Below are 13,524 nucleotides of genomic sequence, written 5' to 3' on the forward strand. Positions count from 1 at the left end.
CGTGCCCGCTCGATGGAGGTTCTCACAGGCGGCGACGGATGCGCGGCACGGGTCGGGCAGGATGGCTCCTCGTGAACATGTGGTTGCAGTGGCTGCTCGCGATGGACCTCAAGAGCCGGGGGAAGCCCGAGCTCGGCATCGGCGATGTCGCGAAGACGACGTTCCGGGTGCTGCCGACCGACATCGACCTGCTCGGCCACATGAACAACGGCCGCTACCCCTCCTACATGGACCTCGCGCGCGTCGACATGACGAACCGCACGGGCATGTCGGCAGCCCTCGGGAAGGCCGGCATCTACGCCGTCGTCGGCCAGTCGTCGATGGTCTACCGCCGCTCGCTCGACCTCTGGCAGCGCTTCGACATCGAGACGGCCGTGCTCGGCGGCGACGAGCGCGCGATCTACCTCGTGCAGCGCTTCGTCGTCGACGGCGAGGTCTATGCGCGCGGCATCGTGCAGGGCCGCTTCATCGAGAAGGGCGTCGGCACCGCGAAGATCGCCCGGGTCGTCGAGGTGCTCGAGGCCGCCGGCATCGCCGTCGAGCTGCCCGCGCTGCCCGAGGAGGTCGCCGAGTGGGCGCGCCTCAACGCGCTGCCGCCGTCGCGCGCGAGCCACCCCTCCGACTGGGCGGGCCGCGTCCCGCGCTGACGAGCGGCTACGGCCGCAGCAGCTCGAGCGCCGCGTGCGCCGCGTTGTGGCCGCCGATGCCCGAGACGGCGCCGCCGCGGCGCGCGCCCGAGCCGGCCATGAGGATCCGCGCGTGGGGCGTCGCGACGCCCCACGCCTCGGCGACCGACGTCGGCTCGTGGTCGAGCCACGGCCACGACAGCTGCCCGTGGAAGATGTGGCCGCCGGGCATCGCGAGCGACGCCTCGATGTCGCGCGTCGTCCGGGTCTCGATCGCGGGCCCGCCCCGCCCCTCGACGAGCAGCGGCTCGATCGGCTCGGCGAGCACCGAGTCGAGCGACGCGAGCACCGCGCGCTCGAGCTCGTCGCGCATCCGCTCGTTGTCGTCCTCCGTCAGCAGCCGGTCGGGCGCGTGCAGCCCGAAGACGGTGAGGGTGTGGGCGCCGGATGCGCGCAGGTCGTCACCGAGGATCGTCGGGTCGGTGAGCGAGTGGCAGTAGATCTCGCACGGGAGCGGCTCGGGGATCGAGCCGCCCGCGGCGGCCGCGTAGGCGCGCTCGAGCTGCGAGTAGGTCTCGTTGATGTGGAACGTGCCGCCGAACGCCGCCTCCGGGGCGATGTCCTCGCGCAGCCGTGGCAGCCGCGAGAGCAGCATGTTGACCTTCACCTGCGCGCCCTCGGGTCGCGGCACCGACGGTCCAGCGGGTTCGAGCAGCCCCGCGAGCACGTGCGGCGCGACGGCGGAGAGCACGAGGTCGAACTCGGCGGTGAGCTCGGTGCCGATCGGCACGCCGGGCGAGTCGGTCGGCAGCCCGCCGACCTGCTCGCTCCACGTCACCTCGCCGTCGGGCGTCACGCGCGTGACGGTCACGCCCGTGAGGATCTTCGCGCCCGCTTGGCGGGCCGCGAGCTCGAGCTCGCCCGAGACCTGCCCCATGCCGCCGATCGGCACGTCCCAGTCGCCCGTGCCGCCGCCGATCACGTGGTACAGCAGGCAGCGGTTCTGCTCGAGGCCGGGGTCGGTGAGCGAGGCGAAGGTGCCGATGAGCGCGTCGGTCGCGATGACGCCGCGCGCGACGTCGCTGCGCACGGCGCGCTCGATCGCGTCGGCGATGGGCGCGTCGACGATCTCGGACCACGCGGATGCGTCGCCGGCGGCCGCGCGCGCCGCCTCCTTCGTGGGGAGCGGCTGGGTCATCGTCGGGAAGAGGGCGGCCGCGAGGCGCGTGGTGCGGTCGTAGAACGCGGCGAACCCGTCGGCGTCGTCGGCCGCGCCGATCGCCGCGAACGACGCGCGGGTCGCGGCCTCGTCGCCCGCGTCGACGAGCAGCCCGCGATCGCCGCCCGGCACGGGCGTGTAGGAGGAGTAGCGGCGGCGGGCGAGCCGCACGTCGAGGCCGAGGTCGTCGATGATCTGCCGCGGCATGAGGCTCACGAGGTAGCTGTAGCGCGAGAGGCGCGCGTCGAGCCCCTCGAACGCCTGCGCCGAGATGGCGGCGCCGCCGACGTGCGGCAGCCGCTCGAGCACCGTGACGTCGACGCCCGCTCGCGCGAGGTAGGCGGCGGCGGTGAGCCCGTTGTGGCCCCCGCCGATGATGGCGACACGCGACATGCTCGTCCTCCTCGACTCGAGCGGGCCGTCGAGGGTTCGGCGCCGGTCCGCGAGCGCTCGCGCGCGACCCGGCCCGGGTCGCCCCAGGCCCACCCCCATACGATATGCGGCATGACCCAGCAGTCCAGGGACGACGACTTCGACGCCCTCATCGCGGAGGGCATCGAGCTCGCCGACGCCGAGCAGCCGGGGGCCGAGCCGGTCGAGGTCGTCGCCGAGCAGGACGCCGAGGTCGACCCGGACGAGCCGCTCGCGCCGCTCGGCGGGCGCTTCGGACTGAGCGGCCCGGCGTTCGAGGTCGACGACGCGACGTTCGCCGCCGCGGCGGGCGCCGCCGCGCAGGCGCCGGAGCGCGATCGCGACCGCGCTCGCGACCGCGCTGCCGATGCCCCGACGTCCGGCTGGTCGCTCGCGCAGGAGCGCGAGGAGGAGCCGACCGCGCAGATGGACCTCGCCGAGCTGCAGGCCGAGCTCGACGCCGCCTCGCAGGTGCCGGTGCCGGGCGATGCCCGGGCGGTCGAGCCGGCGGATGCGTCGGCGGACGACGCCGACGTCGCCTCGGCAGCCGCCGTGGGCGAGTCGCTCGAGCCGGTCGACGCCGAGCAGCCGGCCGACGACCCCTTCGCCGCGCGGACGCCGTCGCGGCGCGAGCTGCGCGAGCAGGCGGCCCAGGCGGAGGCCGCAGAGGACGCCGAGCCCGAGATCCTCGACGAGCAGCACGGCGACGTGCACGAGCCGCTGCAGCCGCTCGGCGACGCGGTGGCGCCCGAGGATCCGGCGCCCGTGCTGCCCGATCCGGCGACCGCGAACCCGGTGATCGCCAACCCCGTGCTCCCCGAGCAGGACCAGCCGCGCATCCGCGGTCTCGCCGCCGCCGTCTCGGCACGTGCGGCCGCGAAGGCGGAGGCCGAGCGACGCGCCCGCGAGGGCTCGAGCGATGGGCCGCCCGCCGCAGCGCCGCCGGTCGCCGAGGCGCCCAAGGCCCCCACGGCGCAGGACGCGCCGGCGGCGCCCGTCGAGCGCATCGCTGCGGCCGCCGCCGCGGCGACCCCCACGGCGGTCGCTCCCGGGGCTGCCGCGCCGATCGCCGCCGCGGTGACGGCGCCGGTCGCGCCGACCGAGTCGAAGGCGCCCGCCGCTGCCCCGCCCGCCCCGCCCGAGCAGCCCGCCGAGGCCGCGCCCGCGTCGCCGGCGATCGTCCGCGACCCTGAGCCGACCGCGATCGCCAACCCCGCGGCACCCGAGCGCCGCGCCGCACCGGCCCCGGTCGAGCTCACGGAGGCGAAGAGCGACGACCCCTTCGCGCTCGCCGCGATCGAGCGCGTGCGCGGCTGGCTCGACCGGCCCGCGAGCGACAAGCAGGACAAGTCGGCCGAGCGGCTCGCGGGACTGCTGCAGGACCCCGCGGGCCTCGACTTCGCGATCGGCTTCGTCGACAAGGTCATCCGCCCAGAGGATCCGAAGGTCGGCGCGCGCAACTTCGAGGCGCTCAGCCGCGAGATCCCCGGCTTCCTCGACTGGTACCTCAAGCTCGGCATCACCGCGGGCGGCGGCTTCGGCATCGTCGTGCCGAAGCTCGTCATCCCAGTCGTGAAGCGCGCGATGCGCGACATGGTCTCGCACCTCGTGATCGACGCATCCCCCTCGAAGCTCGCGAAGCCGCTCGCGAAGCTGCGCGAGGACGGCACGCGCGTCAACGTCAACCTGCTCGGCGAGGCGGTGCTCGGCGAGGAGGAGGCGGCGAGCCGGCTCGAGGGCACGATGGAGCTGCTGCGCCGCGACGACGTCGACTACGTCTCGATCAAGGTCTCGGCGATCGCGCCGCAGCTGCAGCCGTGGGCCTTCGACGAGACGGTCGAGCTCGTGGTCGAGCGACTGCTGCCGCTCTACCGCCTCGCCGCGGAGTCGACCCCGCCGAAGTTCATCAACCTCGACATGGAGGAGTACCGCGACCTCGACCTGACGCTCGCGGTCTTCGAGCGCCTCCTCTCGCGCCCCGAGCTGCGCGGCGTCGACGCCGGCGTCGTGCTGCAGGCCTACCGGCCCGACGCGCTCTGCGCCTACCGGCGGCTCGCCGCGTTCGCGAAGGAGCGCCGCGCGAGCGGCGGCGCCGGCATCAAGGTGCGGCTCGTGAAGGGCGCGAACCTCGCGATGGAGCGCGTCGACGCCGCCATCCACGGCTGGCCGCTCGCGGTCGTCGGCTCGAAGGCCGCGAGCGACGCCAACTTCAAGCGCGTGCTGCGCGAGGCGCTCCTGCCCGACAACGCGTTCGCCGTGCGCCTCGGCGTCGCGAGCCACAACCTCTTCGACCTCGCCTACGCCGCCGAGCTCGCGCGCCACCACGGCACCCACCAGCGCGTCGACGCCGAGATGCTGCTCGGCATGGCCGCCGAGCACCGCGACGCCGTGCGCGAGGTCTTCCCGAACCTCGTGCTCTACACGCCCGTCGTGCGGCCCGACCAGTTCGACGCCGCCGTCGCCTACCTCATCCGCCGACTCGAGGAGAACGCGGCGGGCGAGAACTTCATGTCGAGCATGTTCGACCTCGCCGACCCTGCCGTCTTCCAGCAGGAGCGCGACCGCTTCCTCGCGTCGATCGAGCTGCTGCGCGCCGACGACGCGGCGGGCGAGCCGCGCCCCAACCGCACCCAGGACCGCCGGGGCGACCTCGCGGTCTCGGTGACGCATCCGGAGGGCTTCGCCAACGAGCCCGACACCGACCCGTCGCTGCCGGCCAACCGCGACTGGGCCAGGCAGCTCGTGCAGCGCGCCGGCGAGACCCAGCTGGGCCTCCGCACGCTCGAGATGAACCGCATCGACGACTGGCCGACGCTCGAGCGGCGCATCGACCGGGCGGCGCAAGCGGCGAGCGGATGGGCCGGGCTCGGTGCCGCGCGGAGGGCCGAGATCCTGCGCGACGCGGGCACGGCGCTCGGCGTCTACCGCGGCCGCCTCATCGAGATCATGATGGCCGAGACCGGCAAGACGATCGGCGAGGCCGACCCCGAGGTGTCGGAGGCGATCGACTTCGCCCGCTACTACGCCGAGCAGGCGATCGAGCTCGAGCGCGTCGAGGGCGCGATCCCGCGGCCGGTCGCGCTCACGGTCGTCACCCCGCCGTGGAACTTCCCGGTCGCGATCGCGTGCGGCGGGGTGACCGCGGCGCTCGCGACGGGCTCGGCGGTCATCCTCAAGCCCGCGCCGCAAGCGCGGCGCTCGGCGGCCGTGCTCGCCGAGGCGCTCTGGGAGGCGGGCGTGCCGCGCGACGTGCTGCTGCTGTGCGACGTCGAGGAGGGCGAGCTCTCCGAGCGCCTCGTCGCCCACCCCGCGGTCGGCCGCGTCATCCTCACCGGCTCGACCGAGACCGCGGAGCGCTTCACGACCTGGCGCGCCGACCTGCCGCTGCTCGCCGAGACGAGCGGCAAGAACGCGATCGTCGTCACACCCTCGGCCGACTTCGACCTCGCCGTCGCCGACATCGTGCGCAGCGCCTTCCTGCACGCGGGCCAGAAGTGCTCGGCCGCGTCGGTCGCGATCCTCGTCGACACCGTCGGCGACAGCGAGCGCTTCCGGCGCCAGCTCGTCGACGCCGCGACGACGCTCCGAGTCGGCTCGCCGCTCGACGCCCGCACCCACGTCGGCCCGCTCATCGAGCCGGCGAGCGGCGACCTGCTGCGCGCGCTCACGACCCTCGAGGACGGGGAGGAGTGGCTGCTCGAGCCGAGGCGGCTGGATGCGTCGGGTCGGCTCTGGTCGCCCGGGATCCGCGATGCGGTGCTCCCCGGCACGTTCTCGCACGTCACCGAGCTCTTCGGCCCGCACCTCTCGCTCATCGAGGTCGACTCGCTCGAGGAGGCGATCGAGGTGCAGAATGCCACCGGCTTCGGCCTCACCGCCGGCATCCACTCGCTCGACCCCGAGGAGGTCGCGCACTGGCTCGACGAGGTCGAGGCGGGCAACCTCTACGTCAACCGGGGCATCACCGGCGCGATCGTGCGGCGGCAGCCCTTCGGCGGCTGGAAGCGCTCGCAGGTCGGCCCCGGCGCGAAGGCCGGCGGCCCGAACTACCTCGCGACGCTCGTCGACTGGGAGCCCGTGCACACCGAGCCGAAGGCGTCGGTGCAGCTCAAGGGGCTCGACAAGCGCGTCGCCGAGGTCATCGAGGCCGCGACGCCCGCGCTCGACTTCGTCGAGTTCGACGCCGTCCGCGCCGGTGCCAAGAGCGACCAGGCGCGCTGGAAGGCGCACTTCGGCGTCTCGCAGGACGTCTCGGGCCTCGGCGTCGAGCGCAACGTGCTGCGCTACCGGCCGGCCGAGGTGCTCATCCGCGTCGCCGAGGACGGCCGCGTCGTCGACCTCGTGCGGCTGCTCGCCGCCGCCGCGCGCGCTCGCTCGGCCGTGCGCATCTCGTCGGCGGTCGAGGTGCCGGCGGGCGTCGTGAAGCTCGCGCGGCGGCCGCTGCCGGCGCTGCGCCTGCGCGAGGTCGTCGAGGAGACCGACGCCGAGTTCCACGCGCGGCTGCGCTCGCGCGAGGCGCTCGCCCCGGTGGAGCGCGACGACGTGCTCGGCCTCGATCGTCCCTCGGAGCCCGTGCGACGCATCCGCCTCGTGGGGACCGACCCGGGGGTGCGGGAGGCGCTCGCGGGCGACGTCTCGGTCGCCGTCTACGACGGGCCGGTCACGCGCGAGGGTCGCGTCGAGCTGCTGCCGTTCCTGCGCGAGCAAGCGGTGTCGATCACGGCGCACCGCTTCGGCACGCCCGACCGGGCGATGCTCGAGCTGCCGGTCTGAGACCGCCCCGGGGCTGGTTGACTGACTCCCATGCGGTACGGATACAAGGCCAGCGCCGAGCAGTTCTCGCCCGCCGAGCTGCTCGACCTCGTCGCGCTCGCCGAGCGGGTCGGGCTCGACAGCGCGTTCATCAGCGACCACCTGCAGCCGTGGCGGCACGAGGGCGGCCACGCCCCGAACGCCGTCGCGTGGCTCGGCATGGCGCTCGAGCGCACCGAGCGCATCGTGCTCGGCACCTCGGTGCTCACGCCGACGCTGCGCTACCACCCGGCGGTCGTCGCGCAGCAGTTCGCGACGCTCGGGCAGGTGCACCCGAGGCGGCTCATCCTCGGCGTCGGCACCGGCGAGGCGCTCAACGAGCAGGCGATCGGCGTCGAGTACCCCGAGCTCAAGGAGCGGTTCGCGCGGCTGCGCGAGGCGGTCCGGGTGCTGAAGCGGCTCTGGACCGACGAGCGCGTCGACTTCGAGGGCGACTACTACTCGCTCAACGGCGCGACGATCTACGACCGGCCGGCGGAGCGCATCCCCATCTACGTCGCCGGCGGCGGCCCCGCCACCACGCGCTACGCCGCTCGCTTCGCCGACGGCCACATCTGCACGTCCGGGAAGGGCGACGAGTACTACCGCGACACGATCGTCGCCTCGCTCGAGGAGGGCCTCGCGCAGGCCGAGCGCGACTCGGCGGAGGTCGACCGGATGATCGAGATCAAGGTCTCGTACGACCGCGACCCCGACGCGGCGCTCGAGCACACGCGCTTCTGGGCGGCGCTCTCGCTCACGCAGGAGCAGAAGCACGACGTGCACGACCCGCTCGAGATGCAGCGGCTCGCCGACGAGCTGCCGATCGAGCAGGTCGCGAAGCGCTGGATCGTCGGGTCGGATGCGTCCCGGGTCGCGGACGAGATCGCCCACTACGCGGAGCTCGGCTTCACCCACCTGGTCTTCCACGGGCCGGGGCACGACCAGCGGCGCTTCCTCGAGCAGTTCGCCGAGGACGTGCTGCCGCTCCTGCCCGCCCGCTGAGCGATCTTCAACCGGATAGCCGGAGGGGCGCGACGGATATCGTCTCGCCCGACCGGCTATCCGGTTGAGTCCTGCTCGCTTGGGCGGCGGGCGCAGCCGCTCAGGCGGCGGGCGCAGCCGCTCAGGCGGCGGTGCTCGCGGTCGCGACGCGCTTCACGAGCGGGAGCGCCGCGGCCGTCGCGCCGAGCGTCACCGCGACCGCCCCGATCGCGAGCAGCGCCCACGTGACGACCGAGCCCGGGTGCGACCACCAGAACGCGAAGGCGGGCATGATGAGGAGCAGCGCGACCCCGGCCGCGCCGCCGACGCCGACGATGAGCGGCAGCGTGACCTGGCGCACGAGCGCGGCGCGCATGACGGGCAGCTCGACGCCCATGCGGTGCATCGCCTGGTGCTCGCGGCGCTGGTCGAGCACCTTCGCCGACTGGGCGATGCCCGCGAGCACGGCGCCGAGCACCGCGGCGATCGCGATCGTGAGCGACGCGCCGGTCGCGATGTCGACCGCGAACGAGTCTCCGGGCGCGGCGAGCGCGGGCGCGAGCGAGCCGAAGCCGCCCGCCATCACGGCGATCGACATCGCGCCCACGATGTTGAACGCGCCGCGGGGGTCGTCGATCACGCGCCGCGCGGCGAGCAGCGTCGCGGGTCGCCGGGCCGCCCTCGCCACGATCCGCGCGACGAGCTGGATGAGCAGCGGCCCGATGAGCGAGTAGGCGAGCACGAGGACCGCGATGAGCGCGACCGTCACCGACTGGCCCGCGGGGATGAGCTCGAGCCCGACGACGGCAGCGTAGGCGACGGCCGCCGCGGCGAAGCCCGCCGCCCGCCAGAGCGAGAGCCGCTTCCGGCCCACGCGCTGCGCGACGCCGAGCGGCGTGACGTGCACGCGCCGCAGCGAGGCGAGCGCCGCGCCGAGCGCCGTCAGCACGACCGCCGCGGCGGCAGCGAGCCACACCCACGCGGGCGGCAGCAGCTCGGCGACCGTGAACGGCAGCCCCTGGAACTCGATGCGGGCGATGCCGGGCGTCACGGCGAGCGCGAGCATCGCGCCGACGACGACCCCGACGAGCGCTTGCGCGACCGCGTCGAGCACCGCCATCGTCGAGACCTGGCCGCGCGTGGCCCCCGCGAGCCGCAGCGCCGCGAGCCGGTCGTCGCGGCGAGCGAGCGCGAGCCGCACGGCGGCCTGCGCGAGCGTCCAGACGGCCGGCAGCAGCAGCGCCGCCGCCACGAGCGCGAGCGTGACGATGAGCTCGCCGTCGAACGGGTCGACCCGGCCCTCGTCGAGCCGCACCTGGAAGGCGTTCACGCCGCCGAGCACCGCGAGCAGGGCAGCGGTCGCGAACGCGAAGGCGATCGCGCTCAGCACGTCGGTCGCGCGGGGACCGGTGGCGCGGGCGAGCCGCACCCACAGGAGGAGGGCGGTCATCGCGAGGCCTCGATCCACGACTGCTGCACGGCGTCGCGCAGCGGGTTCGGCACGTGCGCCTCGGAGCGCGCGGCGCCGTAGGACGGGTGCTGGGGCAGCGGCATGGGGGCGGATGCGGTGCCCGGCAGCGCGTACGACGGTGCGGTGCCGACCGGTGCGGCACCCGACGGTGCCGCGTGCGCGGTCGCCGGGACGGCATCCGCCCGCTCGTCCGAGCGGCGCTCGTCGCTCACGATGCGGCCGTCCTGCAGGCGCACGACGCGCGAGCACATCGCGGCGATCTCGGGGTCGTGCGTGACGACGACGAGCGAGGCGCCGTGGCCGAGCGTCGCGCCGATGAGCAGGCTCATGACCGCGTCGCCCGTCGAGCGGTCGAGCGCGCCGGTCGGCTCGTCGGCGAAGACGATGCCGGGGGAGCCGACGAGCGCGCGGGCGATCGCGACGCGCTGCGCCTGGCCGCCCGAGAGCTCGCCGGGCCGCCGGCCGAGCATCTCGCCGAGGCCGAGCCGGTGCAGGAGCGTGCCGGCCGCCGCCTCGGCGCCCGTGCGAGCCGTGCCGCCGAGCATGAGCGGCAGCGCGACGTTCTCGATCGCGGGCAGCTCGGGCAGCAGCTGGCCCGACTGGAAGACGAAGCCGAAGTCGCTGCGGCGCAGCTTCGTGCGCTCCCCGTCGCGCATCGACGCGAGATCGCGGCCGCGCCAGGCGACGCGGCCAGAGGCGGGGGCGACGATGCCGGCGAGCACGTGCAGGAGGGTCGACTTGCCCGAGCCCGAGGGGCCCATGATCGCGACCGCCTCCGGTCCGTCGGCGCCGATCGTGAGCGAGACATCGGCGAGCGCCGGCGCCGCCGCGTTGCCCTGACCGTAGGTGTGGGTGAGCCCGATGGCTTCGAGTCGGTTCGTGTGCATGGATCCATCGGAGCACCCGGCACCCGGGCCGGGCGAGCGCGTCCGCCGCCTTTGCATCGACCGGGGGACGAGGATCATCCAAGCGGATGAGCCGGGTCGCCTTCCGTAGGCTGATGCGGTGACGACCGATCGAGCGACGCCCGCCGCGAGCCGCGCCCGACCGACGGTCGCCGCCGAGGGCACGACGACGCATCCGCTCGCCATCATCCCCGCCGCGCTCGTCACGAGCGCCGCTGTGCTGCTCTTCTGGGCGCTGACCGATTGGGGCTACCTGCCGCTCGTGCTCGGCGTCGCGGGCGGCATCCTGACCGACCGGGCGGGGCTGTCGCGCAAGCTCGGGCAGGACCTCGCGATCATCGCGATCGCGCTCACGTGGATCAGCTTCATCTCGCTGCACGCCGACCTGTCGGACGCCGGGATCCTGCGCTTCACGATCGCGCTCGGCGGCGCGGTGCTCATCCCGTACTCGATCTCGCGCTGGCTCTACCGCGACCACGCGGTGCGCTTCCCGTGGGCCGGCGGCCGCTGGACGCGCCGCATGTGGACGTACATCGTCGTCGTCGTGCTCGCGGCCTACCTCATCCTGCCCTTCTACTTCCTCACCTCGGGCGTCTACCGCAACTGGCCCGCGGTCGAGGAGTGGGACATGATCGCGCGGCTCTTCATGGGCGTGAACGCCGTGGGGCTGTGGGACGAGCTCTTCTTCATCTGCACCGTCTACACGCTCCTCATGCGCCACTTCCGGCCGTGGCTCGCGAACATCCTGCAGGCGGGCATCTTCGTCTCGTTCCTGTGGGAGCTCGGCTACCAGTCGTGGGGGCCGCTCCTGACGATCCCGTTCGCGCTCGTGCAGGGCGCGATCTTCTCGTGGACGAAGAACCTCCTCTACGTCGTCACGGTGCACTTGCTGTTCGACGCGGTCGTCTTCCTCGTGATCGTGCACGCGCACCACCCCGAGGCGCTGCCGATCTTCCCCCTCGTCCACGGGTTCTAGGCCTGGTGCGCGTGGGCAGCGGCGCGTAGCCTCGCGCGCATGGCCATCGCAAGCTTCCCCACCCTCGTGATCGACTGCCCGGATGCGCTCGCACTCGCGCGCTTCTACGGCGCGATGCTCGACTGGCCCATCGTCGACGAGAGTGACGACTGGGTCGAGATCAAGGCCGACTACGGCCAGATGATCTGCTTCCAGCAGGTCGAGCAGTACGCGGCGCCGGACTGGCCGGGGCAGGAGCACCCGCAGCAGATGCACCTCGACGTCTCGGTCGCCGACCTCGACGAGGCGCAAGCGGCGGTCGAGGAGCTCGGGGCGACGGTGCACGAGCACCAGCCGGGGGAGACCTTCCGGGTCATGCTCGACCCGGCCGGGCACCCGTTCTGCCTCTGCGTCGAGTAGTCGCGCAGGGGTCAGGCGGGCAGCGCGACCGCCGCCTGGGTGCCGGCGCGCGCGAAGCCGAGCCGCTCGGCGAGCCGCAGCGATGCGGTGTGCCCGACTCGGCATCGCCACTGCGGCACGAGTCCCGCGTCGAGCGCCGCGAGCACCGCCCCCGTCGCCGCCGAGGCCGCGAAGCCGCGACCGCGCTCCGCGCTCGCGGCGACGACGCCGATGTGCGCGAGCCGCGATCGCCATGGCTCGAAGCCGGCGATCGCGACCGGCCGGCCGTCGAGGCGCACCGACCAGCGCAGCTCCATCGGCTCGACGCCCGACTCGTCCCACTCGTCCTCCGCCACGGACTCGCGCACGAGCCGCACGTCGCGATCGTCCGCCGCGTCGACGGGATGCGCCGGGTCCGGCGGGCGCGCCTCGGCGATGAGCAGGTGCGCCGAGCCGAGCGGCCGCGAGCCCGGGAGCGCCGCGGCGAGCGCCGTCGCATCGAGGAGCGCTGCGCGATCCAGAGCCGCGAGCGCCGCGAGCGCCGCCGACGGCGCGGCCACGACCATCGCGTCCCCGAGCTCGACGACGATCACCGCGTCGAGGTCGTCGCGGCGGACGAGGGTGCGCGGCTCGACGTCGAAGGCGCCGGGCGCGGTGCCGAGCGCCTCCGCCCACGCGGCCGCCAGCGACGTGCGGTGCAGGTGCGACGCATCCGACATCTGTGTCATCAGCTCCAGTCTCGCTCGCGCCAGACGGCCGCGGGGGAGGCTCGCCCGCCCTAGGCTCGAGCGGTGACCACCGTGCTCCTCGACGTCGACACGGGCATCGACGACGCCCTCGCCATCCTCACCGCCGCGCTCTCGAACGAGATCGACCTCGTCGGCTGCTCCGTCGTCTGGGGGAACGTCGACGTCGAGCAGGGCGCCCGCAACACCTCCGAGGTGCTGCGGCTCGCGGGGCATGGCGACGTGCCGGTCGCGGTCGGCGCCGCCGGTCCGCGGAACGGCTCGCGCGCGGTCTTCTCGCCGCAGGTGCACGGCGAGGACGGCCTCGGCGGATGCGCCGACACGGCACACGTGCCGGACCTCGCGAGCGAGAGCGCGGTCGAGCTCATCCTGCGGCTCAGCCACGAGCACGCCGGGAGCCTCGAGATCGTCGCCGTCGGGCCGCTCACGAACCTCGCGGCCGCGCTCGACGCCGATCCCGAGCTGCCCGAGCGCATCCGCCAGGTGACGATCATGGGCGGCGCGGCGCTCGCGCCCGGCAACGTCTCGGAGACCGCCGAGGCCAACATCTGGCACGACCCGGAGGCTGCGCAGGTCGTCTTCGACGCGCCGTGGGAGCTGACGATGGTCGGCCTCGACGTGACCATGACGTCGCTCATCACCGACGCGCACCGCGAGCGGCTCCGCGCGGGTGGCGAGGTCGGGCGCTTCTGCGACCGGATCCTCGACTTCTACCTCGACTACTACGAGGGCTACACGGGCGAGCGCGCTTCGGGCAACCACGACGCGCTCGCGCTCGCGGTCGCGACCGGGCTCGTGCGGACGACGCTCTCTCCGATCGTCGACGTGCACGTCGACTGCTCGGACGGGCCCGCGCGCGGCCGCACCGTCGCCGAGCTCGAGGGCGCGTGGGGCGAGTGGCCCGAGCGCGAGGGCGCGCGCCACCGCGTCGTGATGGAGGTCGAGCCGGGCTTCGAGGACCGCATGGTCGAGCTGCTCGCCGCCGCGCCGTAGGCGCCGCTCCCTCCGGCGGGGGCC

At 74.3% G+C, this 13,524-nt stretch carries 10 protein-coding genes; 6 read left to right on the forward strand and 4 right to left on the reverse strand.

What is annotated here, in order from left to right:
- Nucleotides 1-77 precede the first annotated feature (77 nt).
- The gene (locus JQT67_RS08645; protein ID WP_243755857.1) at nucleotides 78-647 is read left to right on the forward strand and encodes an acyl-CoA thioesterase; all 570 of its coding nucleotides are present in this window, start codon (nucleotides 78-80) and stop codon (nucleotides 645-647) included.
- A gap of 7 nt (nucleotides 648-654) precedes the next feature.
- Here JQT67_RS08645 and JQT67_RS08650 read toward each other — a convergent pair whose 3' ends face one another.
- On the reverse strand, nucleotides 655-2,337 hold the full coding sequence (locus tag JQT67_RS08650; protein WP_374222121.1) for a phytoene desaturase family protein: 1,683 nt from the start codon (nucleotides 2,335-2,337) through the stop codon (nucleotides 655-657).
- Between the two features lie 1,122 nt (nucleotides 2,338-3,459).
- On the opposite strand from JQT67_RS08650, the gene JQT67_RS08655 reads away from it, so the two are divergent.
- Both JQT67_RS08655 and fgd read left to right on the forward strand, forming a co-directional pair.
- Nucleotides 3,460-7,029, forward strand: a complete 3,570-nt coding sequence (locus JQT67_RS08655) for a proline dehydrogenase family protein (RefSeq protein WP_374222124.1) — start codon at nucleotides 3,460-3,462, stop codon at nucleotides 7,027-7,029.
- A gap of 30 nt (nucleotides 7,030-7,059) precedes the next feature.
- A complete protein-coding gene (fgd, locus tag JQT67_RS08660; RefSeq protein ID WP_243755812.1) occupies nucleotides 7,060-8,052 on the forward strand; it encodes a glucose-6-phosphate dehydrogenase (coenzyme-F420) in 993 nt (330 codons plus the stop codon).
- Nucleotides 8,053-8,173: 121 nt separating this feature from the next.
- On the opposite strand, the gene JQT67_RS08665 is transcribed toward fgd, so the two are convergent.
- Nucleotides 8,174-9,481 carry an FtsX-like permease family protein gene (locus tag JQT67_RS08665; RefSeq protein ID WP_208064303.1) on the reverse strand — a complete coding sequence of 436 codons (1,308 nt, stop codon included), beginning with the start codon at nucleotides 9,479-9,481 and terminating at the stop codon, nucleotides 8,174-8,176.
- The gene (locus JQT67_RS08670) at nucleotides 9,478-10,389 is read right to left on the reverse strand and encodes an ABC transporter ATP-binding protein (RefSeq protein ID WP_208064304.1); all 912 of its coding nucleotides are present in this window, start codon (nucleotides 10,387-10,389) and stop codon (nucleotides 9,478-9,480) included. The genes JQT67_RS08665 and JQT67_RS08670 overlap by 4 nt, the downstream gene beginning before the upstream one ends.
- A 118-nt stretch (nucleotides 10,390-10,507) precedes the next feature.
- Here JQT67_RS08670 and JQT67_RS08675 point away from each other — a divergent pair, with 118 nt between their 5' ends.
- Both JQT67_RS08675 and JQT67_RS08680 read left to right on the forward strand, forming a co-directional pair.
- Nucleotides 10,508-11,383 (forward strand): CPBP family intramembrane glutamic endopeptidase, encoded by an 876-nt coding sequence (locus tag JQT67_RS08675; protein WP_208064305.1) that lies wholly within the window; start codon nucleotides 10,508-10,510, stop codon nucleotides 11,381-11,383.
- Between the two features lie 39 nt (nucleotides 11,384-11,422).
- Complete coding sequence (locus JQT67_RS08680) at nucleotides 11,423-11,782, forward strand: VOC family protein (protein WP_208064306.1); 360 nt, start codon at nucleotides 11,423-11,425, stop codon at nucleotides 11,780-11,782.
- Between the two features lie 11 nt (nucleotides 11,783-11,793).
- Here the strand turns inward: JQT67_RS08680 and JQT67_RS08685 are convergent, their stop codons facing one another.
- Nucleotides 11,794-12,489, reverse strand: coding sequence for a GNAT family N-acetyltransferase (locus tag JQT67_RS08685; RefSeq protein ID WP_208064307.1), 696 nt, complete (start codon nucleotides 12,487-12,489; stop codon nucleotides 11,794-11,796).
- Between the two features lie 63 nt (nucleotides 12,490-12,552).
- On the opposite strand from JQT67_RS08685, the gene JQT67_RS08690 reads away from it, so the two are divergent.
- A complete protein-coding gene (locus tag JQT67_RS08690; protein ID WP_208064308.1) occupies nucleotides 12,553-13,500 on the forward strand; it encodes a nucleoside hydrolase in 948 nt (315 codons plus the stop codon).
- The last annotated feature ends 24 nt before the right edge of the window (nucleotides 13,501-13,524 follow it).

Source organism: Agrococcus sp. TF02-05, assembly GCF_017565345.1.
In the GTDB taxonomy this organism is placed as follows: Bacteria; Actinomycetota; Actinomycetes; order Actinomycetales; family Microbacteriaceae; genus Agrococcus; species Agrococcus pavilionensis.